This window comes from Agrobacterium sp. 22-214-1, from assembly GCF_053522465.1.
The window spans coordinates 670069-684405 of record NZ_JBNWCK010000002.1; the positions used below are offsets into that span (position 1 = coordinate 670069).

Below are 14337 nucleotides of genomic sequence, written 5' to 3' on the forward strand. Positions count from 1 at the left end.
AAATCTCATTGCCCTCATCAGGATGAAACGCGCCGTCATTCTGCATAGATATATGACGTTTATGCATAATATTGCGCCTTATTTATCAATCCGTCATAGTCGCCAGCAACGAAACCGATAGAGGCGGGATACCATTCCCCGCCATCAATCGTGGGGAACCGATGATAAGATTCATACTGAGCCGTCTTTTGATGGCGCTGCCGACGATCGCATTCGTGTCGATCACGGTTTTCGCGCTCATCCGCTTCATTCCGGGCGATCCGGCTGCCCTGATGCTGGGCGATATGGCGCAACCGGAGCAGATCGAGGCGATGAGGACCGAACTCGGCCTCGACAAATCCATGCCGCAACAGTTCCTCATCTGGGCCGGCAACGTGGTGCAGGGCGATTTCGGCCGCTCCATCGTCAATGACGAGGCGGTGCTGCCGCTGGTCGTGTCGCGTTTTCTCGTCAGTGCCGAGATCGTCGTGGTCGCGGTGCTGCTCGCCAGCCTGATTGCCGTTCCGGCGGGTGTGATCGCCGCCTGGAAACAGAACAGCCTCACCGATCTTGCGCTGGTGGGAACGGCGACCCTGCTTCTGTCCATTCCGACATTCTGGCTGGGTCTTCTGCTTCTTCTGTTTTTCGGCCTCAAGCTCGGCTGGTTGCCGGTGCTCGGATATGTGTCGATCAGCGACAATCTCGTCGGTGGCATGCTCTATCTCGTCCTGCCTGTCATGACGCTGGTGATCCATGAAATGGGCGTTCTGATCCGCATGGCGCGCGCCTCGACGCTGGAAGTGCTGCGGCTGGATTACATCACCCATGCCCGCGCCAAGGGCCTTTCGGAAAGCGCCGTGCTCTGGCGGCATGCGTTCAAGAACGCCTTCGGCCCGACATGGACGATGATCGGCCTCATCCTCGGCAATCTTCTCGGCGGCATCGCCGTCATCGAGACCGTGTTCACCATTCCGGGCCTCGGACGGCTAATGGTCGACAGTATTTTTGCCCGCGACTATCCGGTCATTCAAGGCTGCCTGCTGTTCGTCTCGCTGTCCTATGTGCTGGTCAACCTCTTCGTCGACCTTCTTTATCCCCTCTTCGATCCGCGTGTGGTTGCCGAATGAAAAAGTTCACACTTAACGGGCTTATCGGCGGCTTTCTCATCGCCCTCCTGCTCATCACTGCCGCAACCGGTCTGTTCTGGACGCCCTATGACCCGATGAAGCTCGGCTTTGCCTCGCGTCTGGCCGGCCCAAGCGCCAGCCATCTTCTCGGGACCGACGAATTCGGGCGCGATGTTTTGAGCCGTCTGATGGTCGGCGCGCGCGCCAGCGTCTGGATCGGCTTTCTGACGGTCAGCTTCGCAACGATCTGCGGCACGCTGATCGGCCTCGTCAGCGGTTATGCGCGCGGCTGGGTGGATGGCGTCATCATGGCCATCAACAATGCGCTTCTCGCCTTTCCGGGCATTCTGCTGGCGCTCGGCCTGCTCGCGGTTTTCGGCGCCAACCAGTATGGCATCATCTTCGCGCTCGGCATCGCCTATACGCCATCCATGGCCCGCGTGGTGCGCGGCGCCGTGCTTTCTCTGCGCGAGCGGGAATTTATCGAGGCGTCGCTGGTGATGGGCAATGGTGAAATCTACACCATGTTCCGGCATATCCTGCCCAATTGCATTGCGCCGATCACGGTTCTTGCCACCTCCATGTTCGGCTGGGCCATCCTTTCGGAAAGCGCGCTCTCCTTCCTCGGCCTCGGTGTGCCGCCGCCGGCACCCACCTGGGGCAACATGCTGGCCGCCGGCCGTCCCTTCATCCAGCAGGCCGTGTGGCTCGGGCTTTTCCCCGGCCTCTGCATCGCGCTGACGCTGCTTGGCATCAATCTTCTGGGCGATGCCCTTCGCGACAGGCTTGATCCGCGCATGAGAGGTCTCAAATGACTGTTAATACACTTCTCACTGTTCGCGGCCTTTCGCTCGAAGTCGCCAGAACCGGCCATCGGGTGGTCAAGGATGTCTCCTTCGATATTGCTGCGGGCGAAATCTTCGGCATCGTCGGCGAAAGCGGCTCGGGCAAGACGCTCGCAACCCGCGCGCTCATCTCGCTTCTGCCTCCGGCCATCGCCGTCACCGGCGGATCGATCATCTACAAGGGGCAGGACGTCATGTCCCTGCCGGTGAGGGAGCTTCGGCGTCTGCGCGGCGCGGAGATCGGCGTGGTGTTTCAGGAGCCGATGACCTCCCTCAATCCGTCAATGACGATTGGCCGGCAGCTGGAGGAAGGGCTGATCCTTCACACGAAGTTGTCGCCGGAAGAGCGCCACGAGAAAATTCTCGACATGCTGCGCCGGGTCGGCATCCGCGATCCCGAAGGTGCGCTGACGGCCTATCCGCACGAGTTCTCCGGCGGCATGCGCCAGCGCATCATGCTGGCCTCGGTCATGCTGCTGAAACCGGCTTTGCTGATTGCCGATGAGCCGACGACGGCGCTTGACGCGGTCATCCAGCGCGATGTCATGGAACTGATGGTGGAACTGACACGGGCGGAAGGCACTGCCGTTCTCCTCATCAGTCACGATCTGCCGATGGTGGCACGTTATACCAGCCGCATCGTGGTGATGGAAAAAGGCACGATCGTCGAACAGGGCCGCACCGAGGACCTGCTGGACGCGCCGCAGCACCCCTATACGAAAAAACTTCTTTCCTCCCTGCCGTTTCGCGGTGAGCCGCGCAATATCGACACCTCCAGGGCGCCGATGGTTTCGGCCCGCGATATCGTCGTCGATTATGCCGGCCGCAAATCCCTGCTGAAAAAAGCCAAACCGAAGCGGGCGCTGCATGGCGTCAGCATCGATATTCACGAGGGCGAGGTCGTGGCGCTTGTTGGCGGTTCCGGTTCCGGCAAGACGACGCTCGGCCGCACCATTGCCGGGCTTGTGCAGGAAAGCGAAGGACATATCCGCTTTCAGGGCCGCGAGCGCAACGAGGACTGGAAGGATTATCGCCTCAACTGCCAGATGGTGTTTCAGGATCCCTATTCCTCGCTGGATCCGCGCATGACCATTCAGGCACTGGTGGAGGAGGCGCTGCGCCTCGTGCCGGGCCTTGATCAGGCCGCCAAGCGCAAGCGGGCGCTGGAAACGCTGGAGGAAGTGGGGCTCGGCGCTGATTTTGCCACCCGTTATCCGCACGAGCTTTCCGGCGGCCAGCGCCAGCGCGTGGCCATTGCCCGCGCCATTGCCCGCCGTCCGCGGTTCCTGATCGCTGACGAGCCGGTCTCGGCGCTCGACGTGACGGTGCGGGCGCAGGTGCTCGATCTCTTTTCCGATCTGCAGAAACGTTACGGCTTTTCGTGCCTGTTCATCAGCCACGATCTCGGCGTGGTGGAGCAGGTGGCCGACCGTGTCGTCGTCATGCAGGACGGCCGCATCATCGAAGAGGGTGATCGCGACACGATTTTCGACAGCCCGAGAGAGGCCTATACGCGCCGGCTGCTCTCGGCCATTCCCGCCCTCGACCAGAATGAAAAGGGCGGCGTGACACTGAAATGGCGTCTGGAAGATGAAGTTTAACAGGAAGATGACAATGACTGTGGCTGCCCAATTAAATGCGATCTGTGATGCACAGCCTTTCGTGACGCGCTTCATGGTGCGCAATCTCCTGACCGGTGAAGAGATCGGCCGGGGAGAAAACGAGGAGACGCCATCGGGCAGCACCCGCAAGACGTCGATCATGATGGCCGTGCTCAAGGCCGCCAGCGAAGGGCGGATCGATCTCGACCAGCCCGTCACCTATGAAAAACGGCTGGCGGAAGAGGTTGCGAGCGGCATGTTCCGTTATATGACACCGGGCATCGTCATTTCGCTGCGCGATGCCGTCGCCGGCATGATGGTGCTGAGCGACAATGTCTGCACCAAGATGGTGCTGGAGAGGCTGACGCTGGAAGAGGTGGACGGCTATTGCAAATCGCTCGGCATGGCCAATACCCACCACCGTTTCCTCATCCCGCCGCTGGCGCTGGCGGCCGACCATCCGCTGAAAACCGTCACCACCACCTCGGCGGCGGATCAGGTGCTGCTGCTGCAGACCATTCTCGATGCCCAGTCCTCGCCCGAAGCGCAGGCAAAGCTCGGTTGCAGCCTGCAATTGTGCGAGTGGGCGATGCAGACGCTGAAAAACCAGATTTTGCGGTATGGAATCCGCTCCCGCCTGCCTTTCGAGGCCGTGGTGGCCAGCAAGAGCGGTCGCGGCAAGCGCGGGCGCATGGATGCCGGCATCGTCTACAGAAACGGTGCGCCGTCCTTCATCATCACCACCTATACCGATGAGGTGCCGCAAACCATGCCTGATGGCACGCCGGGCTATACCATCGCGCTCGAAACGATCGGCCGGCTGGCACAGGCCTGCTGGGACGGGTTTTAACCAATAACAATCAATGACAACAAAGAGGGTAGAACAGTGAAAAAACTTCTTCTCGCAGGCGTTGCCCTGCTGGTAACGGCCAATATCGCGGCGGCCCGCGACATCACCATCGCGCAGAGCTCGGATCTGCGCAGCAACAATCCCGGTGTGAACCGCGATGGCAATACGGACGGGGTTATCCTGCATATCGTCGAAGGTCTTGTCGGCTACAACAACGCCGGCGAGGTGAAGCCGCTTCTGGCCGAAACCGTCGAGGTTGCGGCTGACCGCCTGGCCTATACGTTCAAGCTGCGCAAGGACGTGAAATTCCACAATGGCAAGCCGCTCACCGCAGAGGATGTCGTCTGGAACTGGACGCGCTATCTGAAGCCGGAAACCAAATGGGCATGCCTCAACGATTTCGCCGAGGGCGGCGCAGCACACGTCACCGGCGTCAAGGCCACGGATGCATCCACGGTCGAGATTACCCTCGAAAAACCCTCCGCCGTTTTCCTCGGCCTCATGTCGCGGCCGGAATGCGGTTATACCGGCATGATCTCGCCGGAATCGGTTGCCGCCGATGGCAGCTTCGTCAAGCCGATCGGTACCGGGCCGTTCCAGTGGGACGAGTGGAAGAAAGGCGAATATATCCGCCTCGCCAAATTTGCCGATTATGTTTCGCCGGCAAATGACGGCAAGCCTGATGGCATGGTCGGCTCCAAGCGGCCGCTGGCCGACGGCATCAAGTTCATGGTCATTCCCGATGCTTCGACGGTGAAGGCGGGCCTTGAATCCGGCGTGCTCGATACGGCCGAGATTTCTCCGGATCTCATTCCGGAATTCAAGACCAATGACAAGATGCAGCTCATCGTTGCCCGCAACAACGGCAAGAACCTGTTCTACATCCAGACCCGCGACAAGGTGCTGAGCAATCCCGGCGTGCGCCGCGCCATGGCGATGGCGCTCGATCTCGATGAACTGGTCGCGGCCGCATCGAACGGCACGGGTGAAGCCAACGGCTCGATGGTCTCGCAGGACTCGGTCTATTTCGACGAGACCCAGAAAAAGCGTCCGGCCTATGACATCGAGGCGGCCAAGAAGGAACTGGAGGCCGCCGGTTACAAGGGCGAGCCGATCTCCATCATCGCCAACAAGCGTGGCAACGTGCCGAGCTTCCCGGCCGCCGTCATGGCGCAGGCGATGATGCAGCAGGCGGGTCTCAACGTGCAGATCGAGGTGCTGGATTATGCCACTCAGGTCGATCGCCGTCGCTCCGGCAATTATCAGGTGATCTCGCAGTCGGTCGCCCCGCGCCTCGACCCGGCGCTGATGTATGCCTTTTATGTCGGCAACAAGGACAAGAACGCTTCCCTGATGTGGGATGATCCGAAGGCGATCGAGCTGATGAAGGCCGCTTATGTCGAGGCCGACCAGGTGAAGCGCCAGAAGATTTTTGACGAGTTCCACGAACTGATGCTGAAGGAAATGCCGGGTATCTTCCTTTACGACATGGTCGATGTCTGGGGCGCGACGAAGAAGCTGAAGGGCCAGCCGGTCTGGCAGTCGAACGCCCGTCTCTGGGAAGTCTCGGTCGATAACTGATCCACTATGCTCGCGCCGGAGGCGGACCCCGGCGCGGGCTTTCCAATATTAAGCGCAGGAATTTGGCGGTGCGCCCGCCGAAGCGCTTGCGCGTGCCCGCAAAGGGCGGAAATGCGAGGACAAGCCATGAACCGTGACGCCGTGATGTCGATTGCCGCCGAAGTCGAGACGATGAAGCCCGATTTCACCACCTTGAGCGACAGAATCTGGGATTTTGCCGAACTCAAATTCGAGGAACAGCAATCTGCCGGCGTTCTGGCGGGCGCGCTTGAGGAAAACGGCTTTGCGGTTCGCCGTGGAGTGGCAGGCATGGAGACGGCCTTCATCGGCGAATTCGGCAACGGCAAGCCGGTCATCGCTTTTCTCGGTGAATTCGATGCGCTGGCCGGCATGAGCCAGGTGGCCGATGTGGCTGAGGTGCAGCCGTGCGAGGCGGGCGCCACCGGCCATGGCTGCGGCCACAACCTGCTTGGTGTCGGCTCATTGATGGCCGCTATTGCGCTCGCCCGGCATCTGAAAGCCAATAATCTGCCCGGCACCGTGCGTTATTACGGTTGCCCCGGCGAGGAGGGCGGTTCCGGCAAAACCTTCATGGTGCGCGCTGGGCTGTTCGACGATGTCGATGCGGCTTTGACGTGGCACCCCGCGCCCTTCAACGGCGTGCGCTCGACCAATAATCTGGCCGTGCTGGAATATTTTTATCGTTTCAAGGGTGTTGCGGCCCATGCCTCCAACGCTGCCCATCTCGGGCGTTCGGCGCTCGATGCCGTCGAATTGATGAATGTTGGCGTCAATTTCCTGCGTGAACACATGCCGCAGGATTGCCGGGTGCATTATGCAATCACCGATACCGGCGGCAAGGCGGCGAATGTGGTGCAGGCCAGGGCGGAAGTGCTCTATCTGATCCGTGCCCCGGAAATGCGCCAGGCGCTCGATCTTGCCGCGCGGGTGGACAAGGTGGCGCGCGGCGCGGCGATGATGACCGAAACAGAGGTGGAAATCGTCTTCGATACCGCCTCCACCAATCTCCTGCCCAACATCACGCTGGAAACGGCGATGCATGAAAACATGGTGACGCTAGGCCCCATCGCCTTCGACGAGGCGGATATCGCTTTCGCCAAACGCATTCAGGACACTTTCACCGACGAGGCGATCAAAAGCAGCATCCGGCTCTACCAGATCAAGGGCGATGTCTTTTCCAACCGGAAGATCGACGGGTCGACACCCCTGCATCTCGGCCTGCGCGATTTCGAGGGCCAGTCGCATTTTCGGGCGGGTTCCACCGATGTCGGTGATGTGAGCTGGGTGACGCCAACCGCACAGTGCTGGACGCCCGCCTGGGCGATCGGCACCAATCCGCATACCTGGCAGGTGGTGGCGCAGGGCAAAAGCCCCGCCGCCCACAAGGCCATGGCCCATGCGGCCAAAGCACTCGCATCGACCGGCTTTGCGCTGATGACCTCGCCTGAACTGCTCGCCAGTGCCAAAAGGGAGTGGCAGGAAAAGACCGAGGGCAGCAAATATGTCTGCCCGATTCCCGCCGATGTCATGCCCGGTTCCCATCGATAGAACGTGCTGCACCAACACGCCCATTCTGCTGAACCCGTTCCCTTATCGCGTATTTTCGCCGGTGGAATGGTGCCTCACATGGGCGCGGCAAGCGAAAAGATGTGACCCGCCGGTGGCCTTGCCAATGGCGGGGTCTGCGGGTCCGGCATTGAAAACGGACCTTCCGCCATATTCCTCGTGATCCTCGGTTTCGGCCCGAGGATCCACGATTTCAACGGCTTATCGATCCTCGCCTGAGGAGTGGGGGTAACGTTGAAAAAGCTTCGGCGCGGTTCCCGGCAATCTGCCCCGGAACTCCTTCCTCCTGAAATCCTCCTTAATCACCGCCTTGTGTGCCGCTTCGCCGCCTTGACGTGAAGAAAGCATTGACGTTCGGACCAAAAATGGAATAAATATATCGAACAGACAGAAAATCGGTTTCATTATTCCGTTTTCTGTTTGCGAGGAGGTAGCGGCGGGCTCTCGGGTTCGCCTCCGGCTGGGAGAGGTGGCGCCGGACACCGAGGAGGAGAAAACAATGAAGAAATTTATCATCGGCGCAGCCATGTCTGTGCTTCTGGGCACGGCGGCGCATGCGGAGACCGTGGGCGTCTCGATGGCGCTGTTCGACGACAACTTCCTGACCGTGCTGCGCAACGGCATGCAGGATTATTCCAAGGAACTGAAGGGCGTGACCCTGCAGGTCGAGGACGCCCAGAACGACGTCGCCAAGCAGCAGAGCCAGATTCAGAATTTCATCGCGTCCAAGGTCGACGCGATCATCGTCAACCCGGTTGATACGGATGCGACGGCGGCCATGTCGAAGCTCGCCGCTGACGCCAAGATTCCGCTGGTTTACGTCAACCGCCAGCCGGTGAACGTCGATAGCCTGCCGGACGGCCAGGCATTCGTCGCCTCCGACGAGACGGTGGCCGGCACGCTTGAAGCGAAAGAAGTTTGCCGCCTTCTCGGTGGCAAGGGCAATGCGGTCATCATGATGGGCGAGCTTTCCAACCAGGCGGCACGCATGCGCACGCAGTCTGCCAAGGACGTTCTGAAGACCGACGAATGCAAGGGCATTTCGGTTGTTGAAGAGCAGACCGCGAACTGGCAGCGCACCCAGGGTTCCGACCTCGTGACCAACTGGCTCTCCAGCGGCATCGAATTCAATGCCGTCATCGCCAACAACGATGAAATGGCGATTGGCGCGATCCAGGCCCTGAAGGCCGCAGGCAAGGACATGAAGAGCTATGTCGTCGCCGGCGTTGACGCCACGCAGGACGCCCTTGCCGCGATGCAGGCGGGCGATCTGGATGTAACCGTGTTCCAGGATGCGGCAGGGCAGGGCAAGGGCGCTCTCGATGCCGCGCTGAAGCTCGTCAAGGGCGACAAGGTGGAGAAGAAGGTCTACATTCCTTTCCAGCTCGTCACGCCTGAAAACGTCAAGGACTACGTGGCCAAGAACTAACGGCTGCCTTCCGGCATCTGCGCCCGTTCAGATCGATATTGGAGGCAGATGCCGGTTTCCGACGGCGCCGAAGACAAGCTTCGGTGCGCGAGCGGATTACGATTGAATTTCAGTGAATTCAAAGTGTTGCAGCGCCTTTCATGTCGTGATCGACATGGCGCTGCAAGCCTCCCCGGAGGCAAGGTGCGCCGTCTGGCAAAGCCTGTTTCCGGTCATTTTTGTCTATTGTGGAGGATGAGATGGTCGTCAGTCCATCGACAATGGCCGCCGTGCGCGCCAGCGGAGCCGTGCCGAATGCGGAGTATCTTCTCGCGGCGGAAGGCATACGCAAGGAATTTCCCGGCGTCGTGGCGCTTGATGATGTGCAGTTCAAGCTGAAGCGCGGCACCGTGCATGCGCTGATGGGCGAGAATGGCGCCGGAAAATCGACGCTGATGAAGATCCTGGCCGGCATTTACCAGCCGGACAGTGGCGAAATTCGCCTGAAAGGCGCCGACATACGTCTCGATTCCCCGCTCGATGCGCTGGAAAACGGCATTGCCATGATCCATCAGGAACTGAACCTGATGGCTTATATGACGGTGGCGGAAAACATCTGGATACGCCGCGAGCCGAAGAACCGGCTGGGCCTCATCGACCATGGCGAAATGTATCGCCGCACCGAAACGCTGCTGGAAAGACTCGGCATCGATCTCGACCCGGAAACCCGCGTCGGCGAGCTTTCGGTGGCAAGTCGCCAGATGGTCGAGATCGCCAAGGCGGTTTCCTATGATTCCGATGTTCTCATCATGGACGAGCCGACATCCGCGCTGACGGAGCGCGAGGTCGAGCATCTCTTCCGCATCATCCGCGATCTCCGGGAACGCGGTATCGGTATCGTCTACATCACCCACAAGATGAACGAGCTGTTCGAGATCGCCGATGAATTTTCGGTTTTCCGCGACGGTAAATATATCGGCACCCACGCCTCGACCGATGTAACGCGTGACGACATCATCCGCATGATGGTGGGTCGTGAAATCACCCAGATGTTCCCGAAGGAAGAGGTTCCGATCGGCGACGTGGTGCTTTCGGTCAAGAATCTCACGCTCGACGGCGTTTTCCACGACGTTTCCTTCGAGGTGCGCGCCGGTGAAATTCTCGGCGTTGCCGGCCTTGTCGGATCGGGTCGCTCCAATGTGGCGGAAACGGTGTTCGGTGTAACGCCCGCATCCTCGGGCACGATTGCAATCGACGGCAAGCCGGTTTCGATCGACAGCCCGACGAAGGCTATCAGTCACCGTATGGCGTTCCTGACGGAGGATCGCAAGGATACGGGATGCCTGCTGATCCTGAATATTCTGGAGAACATGCAGATCGCCGTCCTGCAGGACAAATATGTCGCCAACGGCTTCGTGCAGGAAAATGCGCTGTCGGATGCCTGCGAGGAGATGTGCCGCAAGCTCCGGGTCAAGACGCCGCATCTTTACGAGCGCATCGAGAACCTGTCTGGCGGCAACCAGCAAAAGGTGCTGATCGGCCGCTGGATGCTGACCAAGCCGCGCATTCTCATTCTGGATGAGCCGACGCGCGGCATCGATGTCGGGGCCAAGGCGGAAATTCACAAGCTGGTTTGCGAGATGGCGCGCCAGGGCGTCGCCGTCATCATGATTTCCTCCGAAATGCCGGAGGTTCTGGGTATGAGCGACCGTGTCATGGTCATGCATGAAGGTCGGGTGACGGGCTTCCTCGATAGAAGTGAAGCCACGCAGGTTAAAGTGATGGATCTCGCATCGCGGTGAGGCGCGCCGGGATTTCTCGAGGAGGAATGACTATGAATACGAACGCCGCCGCCAACACAGAGTTGGACGCAAAATCCGGACGCAAGCCGCATCGGCGCATCCCGCCGGAGGCCAATATCTTTTTCGTGCTTATCGGCATCGCGCTGGTTTATGAAATTCTCGGCTGGATCTTCATCGGCCAGAGCTTCCTGATGAACCAGCAGCGCCTGACGATCATGATCCTGCAGGTCTCGGTGATCGGCATCATCGCGGTTGGTGTCACGCAGGTCATCATCACCGGCGGTATCGATCTCTCTTCCGGTTCCGTCGTCGGCCTGACGGCGATGCTGTCCGCCAGCGTGGCGCAATCGTCCACATGGCCGCGGGCGCTTTATCCGGGGTTGACCGATCTGCCCTTCTTCATACCGCTCGCCGTCGGCATATTGGCTGGCGCCCTTGCGGGCTTCATCAACGGGCAACTCATCGCCCGCACCAAAATTCCGCCCTTCATCGCAACGCTTGGCATGATGGTGACGGCGCGTGGTCTTTCCAAGTGGTATACGAAGGGTCAGCCGATCTCCGGTCTGACGGACGGTTTCAACTTCATCGGCACGGGCATCTGGCCGGTCGTGGTGTTCCTCGTCGTTGCCGTCATCTTCCACGTGGCGCTGCGTTACACCCGCTACGGCAAGTTTACCTATGCCATCGGCGCCAACCAGCAGGCGGCACGCGTGTCCGGTATCAATATCGAGGCGCATCTGATCAAGGTCTATGCCATCGCTGGCCTGCTCGCCGGTCTCGCCGGTGTTGTCACCGCCGCCCGCGCACAGACGGCGCAGGCCGGCATGGGCGTGATGTATGAACTCGACGCCATCGCCGCAGCCGTTATCGGCGGCACATCGCTCGCCGGCGGTGCCGGCCGCATCACCGGAACGGTGATCGGCACCATCATTCTCGGTGTCATGACGTCGGGCTTCACCTTCCTCAGGGTGGATGCCTATTACCAGGAAATCGTCAAAGGCCTCATCATCGTGGCCGCGGTCGTTGCCGACGTCTACCGACAGAAGAAACGCGCAAAGCGCTAAATCCTCCTCCCAGACTTGGGGCAGGCCTTCAGGCTTGCCCCTTTTTTGTGTTCTTATGAGCCGGGGGGATTAGCTAAGGTTCATGCCTTGCTGTTTCGATAGTCGTGGACGGCTTTGCCGAAGGCCTCGAACAAAGCGCGCGACGGCGCGTCGGTCTCAGCCCAATATTCCGGATGCCATTGCACGCCGACGGCAAATCCCTTGGCGTCGATGACTGAAACGGCCTCGATGGTGCCGTCCGCCGCCGTCGCCTCCACCTGCAGGCGTGGCGCGGTCTCGGCGATTGCCTGCCGGTGCAGCGAATTGATCTGGATTTCGCCCGACATGCCAAGATGCTGCGCAATGCAGGAGCCTTCGCGCACATGCACCGGCTGGCGGATGGCGAAGGCCACGTCGCGGTCGTCATGTTCCGGCTTGCGATGGTCCCATATGCCGGGCTGCTCCTGAATTTCGGAAGCAAGCGTGCCGCCCAGCGCGACGTTCAGCTCCTGAATGCCGCGGCAGATGGCCAGCATCGGGATGCCGCGTTCGATGGCGCGGCGGATCAGCGGCAGGCTGGTGGCGTCGCGGGCCTGATCGAACGGGCCGTCGCTTTCCTGCGCCTCTTTTCCGTAAAGGGAAGGATGCACATTGGTGGCGGAGCCGGATACGAGCAGGCCGTCCACCCGGTCGAGAATGGCGTCTACCTCGTTTCCGTCCTCGAAGGCCGGAACGATGAAGGACATGACGCCAGCCACTTTCAGCGCGGCGGAAACATACTGGTTCTGCGCGGCGTGCCAGTCGGCTCCGGTGAAATGCCGGATGTCGGCGGGAACGGCGATAATGGGTTTTGGCATGGTGGCTCCGGGATGAATCTTCGAAATTTGTGCGACTGCCGGCTGGCCAAGTCAAGCATGCGTTTTGCGTTCTGACGATCCTTTATGCGCCTAAAGTATAAGGCGATGCCGGGATATTTCAGTTGAAAATAAAATACGAAGCAGAGTTTCCGAAAATTCTCCGAAAGGCCGGTTTTTCCGCGATTAATTCTTGGTGCGGGTGCTTGTCAGCCGGGCCGTAACCGTGCTTACTTTGCTGCGATGCCTGAACAGCAACGAGGGGAATTCAAAGCTGCGGGCAGCGTTCATATCTGGGAGGATATAGATGGATCGCCGTTCCTTTATGAAAAAAGGTGCGCTTGCGGGAGCTGCCACGGCAGCGCTGGCCGCGCCCGCCATTGCACAGCAGAATACCAAGATCAACTGGCGCCTGACGTCGTCGTTTCCGAAATCGCTCGACACGATCTATGGCGGCGCGGAAGATATTGCCAAGCATGTCGCCGCCGCAACCGACGGCAATTTCACCATCCAGCCCTTTGCCGCCGGCGAAATCGTGCCCGGCCTGCAGGCGGCCGATGCCGTATCATCCGGCACGGTGGAAATGTGCCACACCTGCTCCTATTATTACGTCGGCAAGGACCCGACCTTCGCCATCGGCACGGCAATACCTTTCGGCCTCAATGCCCGCCTCACGAACTCATGGTTCTATGAAGGCAACGGCAACAAGCTGCTCAACGAGTTTTACGCCAAACACAATCTGTACGGCATGATTTCGGGCAATACCGGCGCGCAGATGGGCGGCTGGTTCCGCAAGGAAATCAACACCGTCGACGATTTCAAGGGCGTGAAGATGCGCATCGCCGGTCTGGCCGGCAAGGTGGTGGAAAAGCTCGGCGTGGTGCCGCAGCAGATCGCCGGCGGCGATATCTATCCGGCGCTGGAAAAAGGCACCATCGACGCGGCGGAATGGGTCGGCCCCTATGACGACCACAAGCTCGGTTTCCAGAAGGTGGCGAAATATTACTATTATCCCGCTTTCTGGGAAGGTGGCCCGGTCATCCACTCCTTCGTCAATCTGGAGAAGTGGAACAGCCTGCCGAAAAACTACCAGACGGCGCTGCAGGACGCCTGCGCTTTCGCCAACACCAGCATGATGGCGAAATACGACGCGAAAAACCCGATCGCCATCAAGCAGCTCGTCTCTGAAGGTGCGGTGCTCAGGCCGTTCAGCCAGGAAATCCTCGAGGCCTGCTACAAGGCCGCGCTGGAAGTCTATGCCAATATTTCGGCCTCCAATCCGGACTTCAAGAAGATTTACGAAGATCAGGTCGCCTTCAAGCGCGAAGGTTATCTGTGGATGCAGCTTGCGGAATACACCTTCGATACTTTCATGATGATCCAGCAGCGTAACGGCAAGCTCTGATTATTCGGTGACGGCGGACCGAGCAAAGGCCCTGGGGATTTCGGTCTCCGGGGTTTTTGTTGCGCGCGCATGCCTTCACGCATCCGACAACAAAGGATGATTTACGATCAATTCCGTTGTGGGCAAAAGCAGCAGGCTCCGCGACCAGCCGGAGTGTCGGCAGGGATTGGCCACGCCGACCTCGGCAAAGGCCTTGCTCTCAACTGTGGAGGTGATGCGATGTGGAAAACGCTGAGCATTGCATTCGTCATTAGG

11 protein-coding genes are annotated in these 14337 nt (G+C 59.9%); 10 read left to right on the forward strand and 1 reads right to left on the reverse strand.

From position 1 onward, the window contains the following. Positions 1-161 precede the first annotated feature (161 nt). From ACQZ5G_RS12855 to ACQZ5G_RS12895, 9 genes are all read left to right on the forward strand, one after another. A complete protein-coding gene (locus ACQZ5G_RS12855) occupies positions 162-1106 on the forward strand; it encodes an ABC transporter permease (RefSeq protein WP_003524593.1) in 945 nt (314 codons plus the stop codon). After that, on the forward strand, positions 1103-1921 hold the full coding sequence (locus ACQZ5G_RS12860; protein WP_035221040.1) for an ABC transporter permease: 819 nt from the start codon (positions 1103-1105) through the stop codon (positions 1919-1921). Before ACQZ5G_RS12855 ends, ACQZ5G_RS12860 begins: the two co-directional genes overlap by 4 nt. After that, positions 1918-3552, forward strand: coding sequence for an ABC transporter ATP-binding protein (locus ACQZ5G_RS12865; protein ID WP_448738091.1), 1635 nt, complete (start codon positions 1918-1920; stop codon positions 3550-3552). The genes ACQZ5G_RS12860 and ACQZ5G_RS12865 overlap by 4 nt, the downstream gene beginning before the upstream one ends. A 13-nt stretch (positions 3553-3565) precedes the next feature. Next, positions 3566-4402 (forward strand): serine hydrolase, encoded by an 837-nt coding sequence (locus ACQZ5G_RS12870; RefSeq protein WP_448738090.1) that lies wholly within the window; start codon positions 3566-3568, stop codon positions 4400-4402. 36 nt (positions 4403-4438) lie between these two features. Continuing rightward, a complete protein-coding gene (locus tag ACQZ5G_RS12875; protein WP_448738089.1) occupies positions 4439-5983 on the forward strand; it encodes an ABC transporter substrate-binding protein in 1545 nt (514 codons plus the stop codon). A gap of 126 nt (positions 5984-6109) precedes the next feature. Then, complete coding sequence (locus ACQZ5G_RS12880; protein ID WP_448738088.1) at positions 6110-7552, forward strand: M20 family metallopeptidase; 1443 nt, start codon at positions 6110-6112, stop codon at positions 7550-7552. A 517-nt stretch (positions 7553-8069) separates the two neighbouring features. Continuing rightward, positions 8070-8999, forward strand: coding sequence for a sugar ABC transporter substrate-binding protein (locus tag ACQZ5G_RS12885; protein ID WP_003524584.1), 930 nt, complete (start codon positions 8070-8072; stop codon positions 8997-8999). A gap of 239 nt (positions 9000-9238) precedes the next feature. Beyond that, entirely contained in the window at positions 9239-10780 is a 1542-nt protein-coding gene (locus ACQZ5G_RS12890; protein ID WP_080857299.1) for a sugar ABC transporter ATP-binding protein, read from the forward strand. Positions 10781-10812: 32 nt separating this feature from the next. Continuing rightward, complete coding sequence (locus ACQZ5G_RS12895; protein ID WP_003524582.1) at positions 10813-11844, forward strand: ABC transporter permease; 1032 nt, start codon at positions 10813-10815, stop codon at positions 11842-11844. 80 nt (positions 11845-11924) lie between these two features. Here ACQZ5G_RS12895 and ACQZ5G_RS12900 read toward each other — a convergent pair whose 3' ends face one another. Then, positions 11925-12680, reverse strand: a complete 756-nt coding sequence (locus ACQZ5G_RS12900) for a gamma-glutamyl-gamma-aminobutyrate hydrolase family protein (RefSeq protein WP_003524581.1) — start codon at positions 12678-12680, stop codon at positions 11925-11927. 304 nt (positions 12681-12984) lie between these two features. Between ACQZ5G_RS12900 and ACQZ5G_RS12905 the strand changes: the two genes are divergently transcribed. Continuing rightward, the gene (locus ACQZ5G_RS12905; RefSeq protein ID WP_003524575.1) at positions 12985-14082 is read left to right on the forward strand and encodes a TRAP transporter substrate-binding protein; all 1098 of its coding nucleotides are present in this window, start codon (positions 12985-12987) and stop codon (positions 14080-14082) included. Positions 14083-14337 lie beyond the last annotated feature (255 nt).

What these genes read in the sequence shown, in the direction of transcription:
- ACQZ5G_RS12855 (WP_003524593.1), top strand. Translation starts at nt 162, where the DNA reads ATGATAAGATTCATACTGAGCCGTCTTTTGATGGCGCTGCCGACGATC.
- ACQZ5G_RS12860 (WP_035221040.1), top strand. Translation starts at nt 1,103, where the DNA reads ATGAAAAAGTTCACACTTAACGGGCTTATCGGCGGCTTTCTCATCGCC.
- ACQZ5G_RS12865 (WP_448738091.1), top strand. Translation starts at nt 1,918, where the DNA reads ATGACTGTTAATACACTTCTCACTGTTCGCGGCCTTTCGCTCGAAGTC.
- ACQZ5G_RS12870 (WP_448738090.1), top strand. Translation starts at nt 3,566, where the DNA reads ATGACTGTGGCTGCCCAATTAAATGCGATCTGTGATGCACAGCCTTTC.
- ACQZ5G_RS12880 (WP_448738088.1), top strand. Translation starts at nt 6,110, where the DNA reads ATGAACCGTGACGCCGTGATGTCGATTGCCGCCGAAGTCGAGACGATG.
- ACQZ5G_RS12885 (WP_003524584.1), top strand. Translation starts at nt 8,070, where the DNA reads ATGAAGAAATTTATCATCGGCGCAGCCATGTCTGTGCTTCTGGGCACG.
- ACQZ5G_RS12890 (WP_080857299.1), top strand. Translation starts at nt 9,239, where the DNA reads ATGGTCGTCAGTCCATCGACAATGGCCGCCGTGCGCGCCAGCGGAGCC.
- ACQZ5G_RS12895 (WP_003524582.1), top strand. Translation starts at nt 10,813, where the DNA reads ATGAATACGAACGCCGCCGCCAACACAGAGTTGGACGCAAAATCCGGA.
- ACQZ5G_RS12900 (WP_003524581.1), bottom strand. Translation starts at nt 12,680, where the DNA reads ATGCCAAAACCCATTATCGCCGTTCCCGCCGACATCCGGCATTTCACC.
- ACQZ5G_RS12905 (WP_003524575.1), top strand. Translation starts at nt 12,985, where the DNA reads ATGGATCGCCGTTCCTTTATGAAAAAAGGTGCGCTTGCGGGAGCTGCC.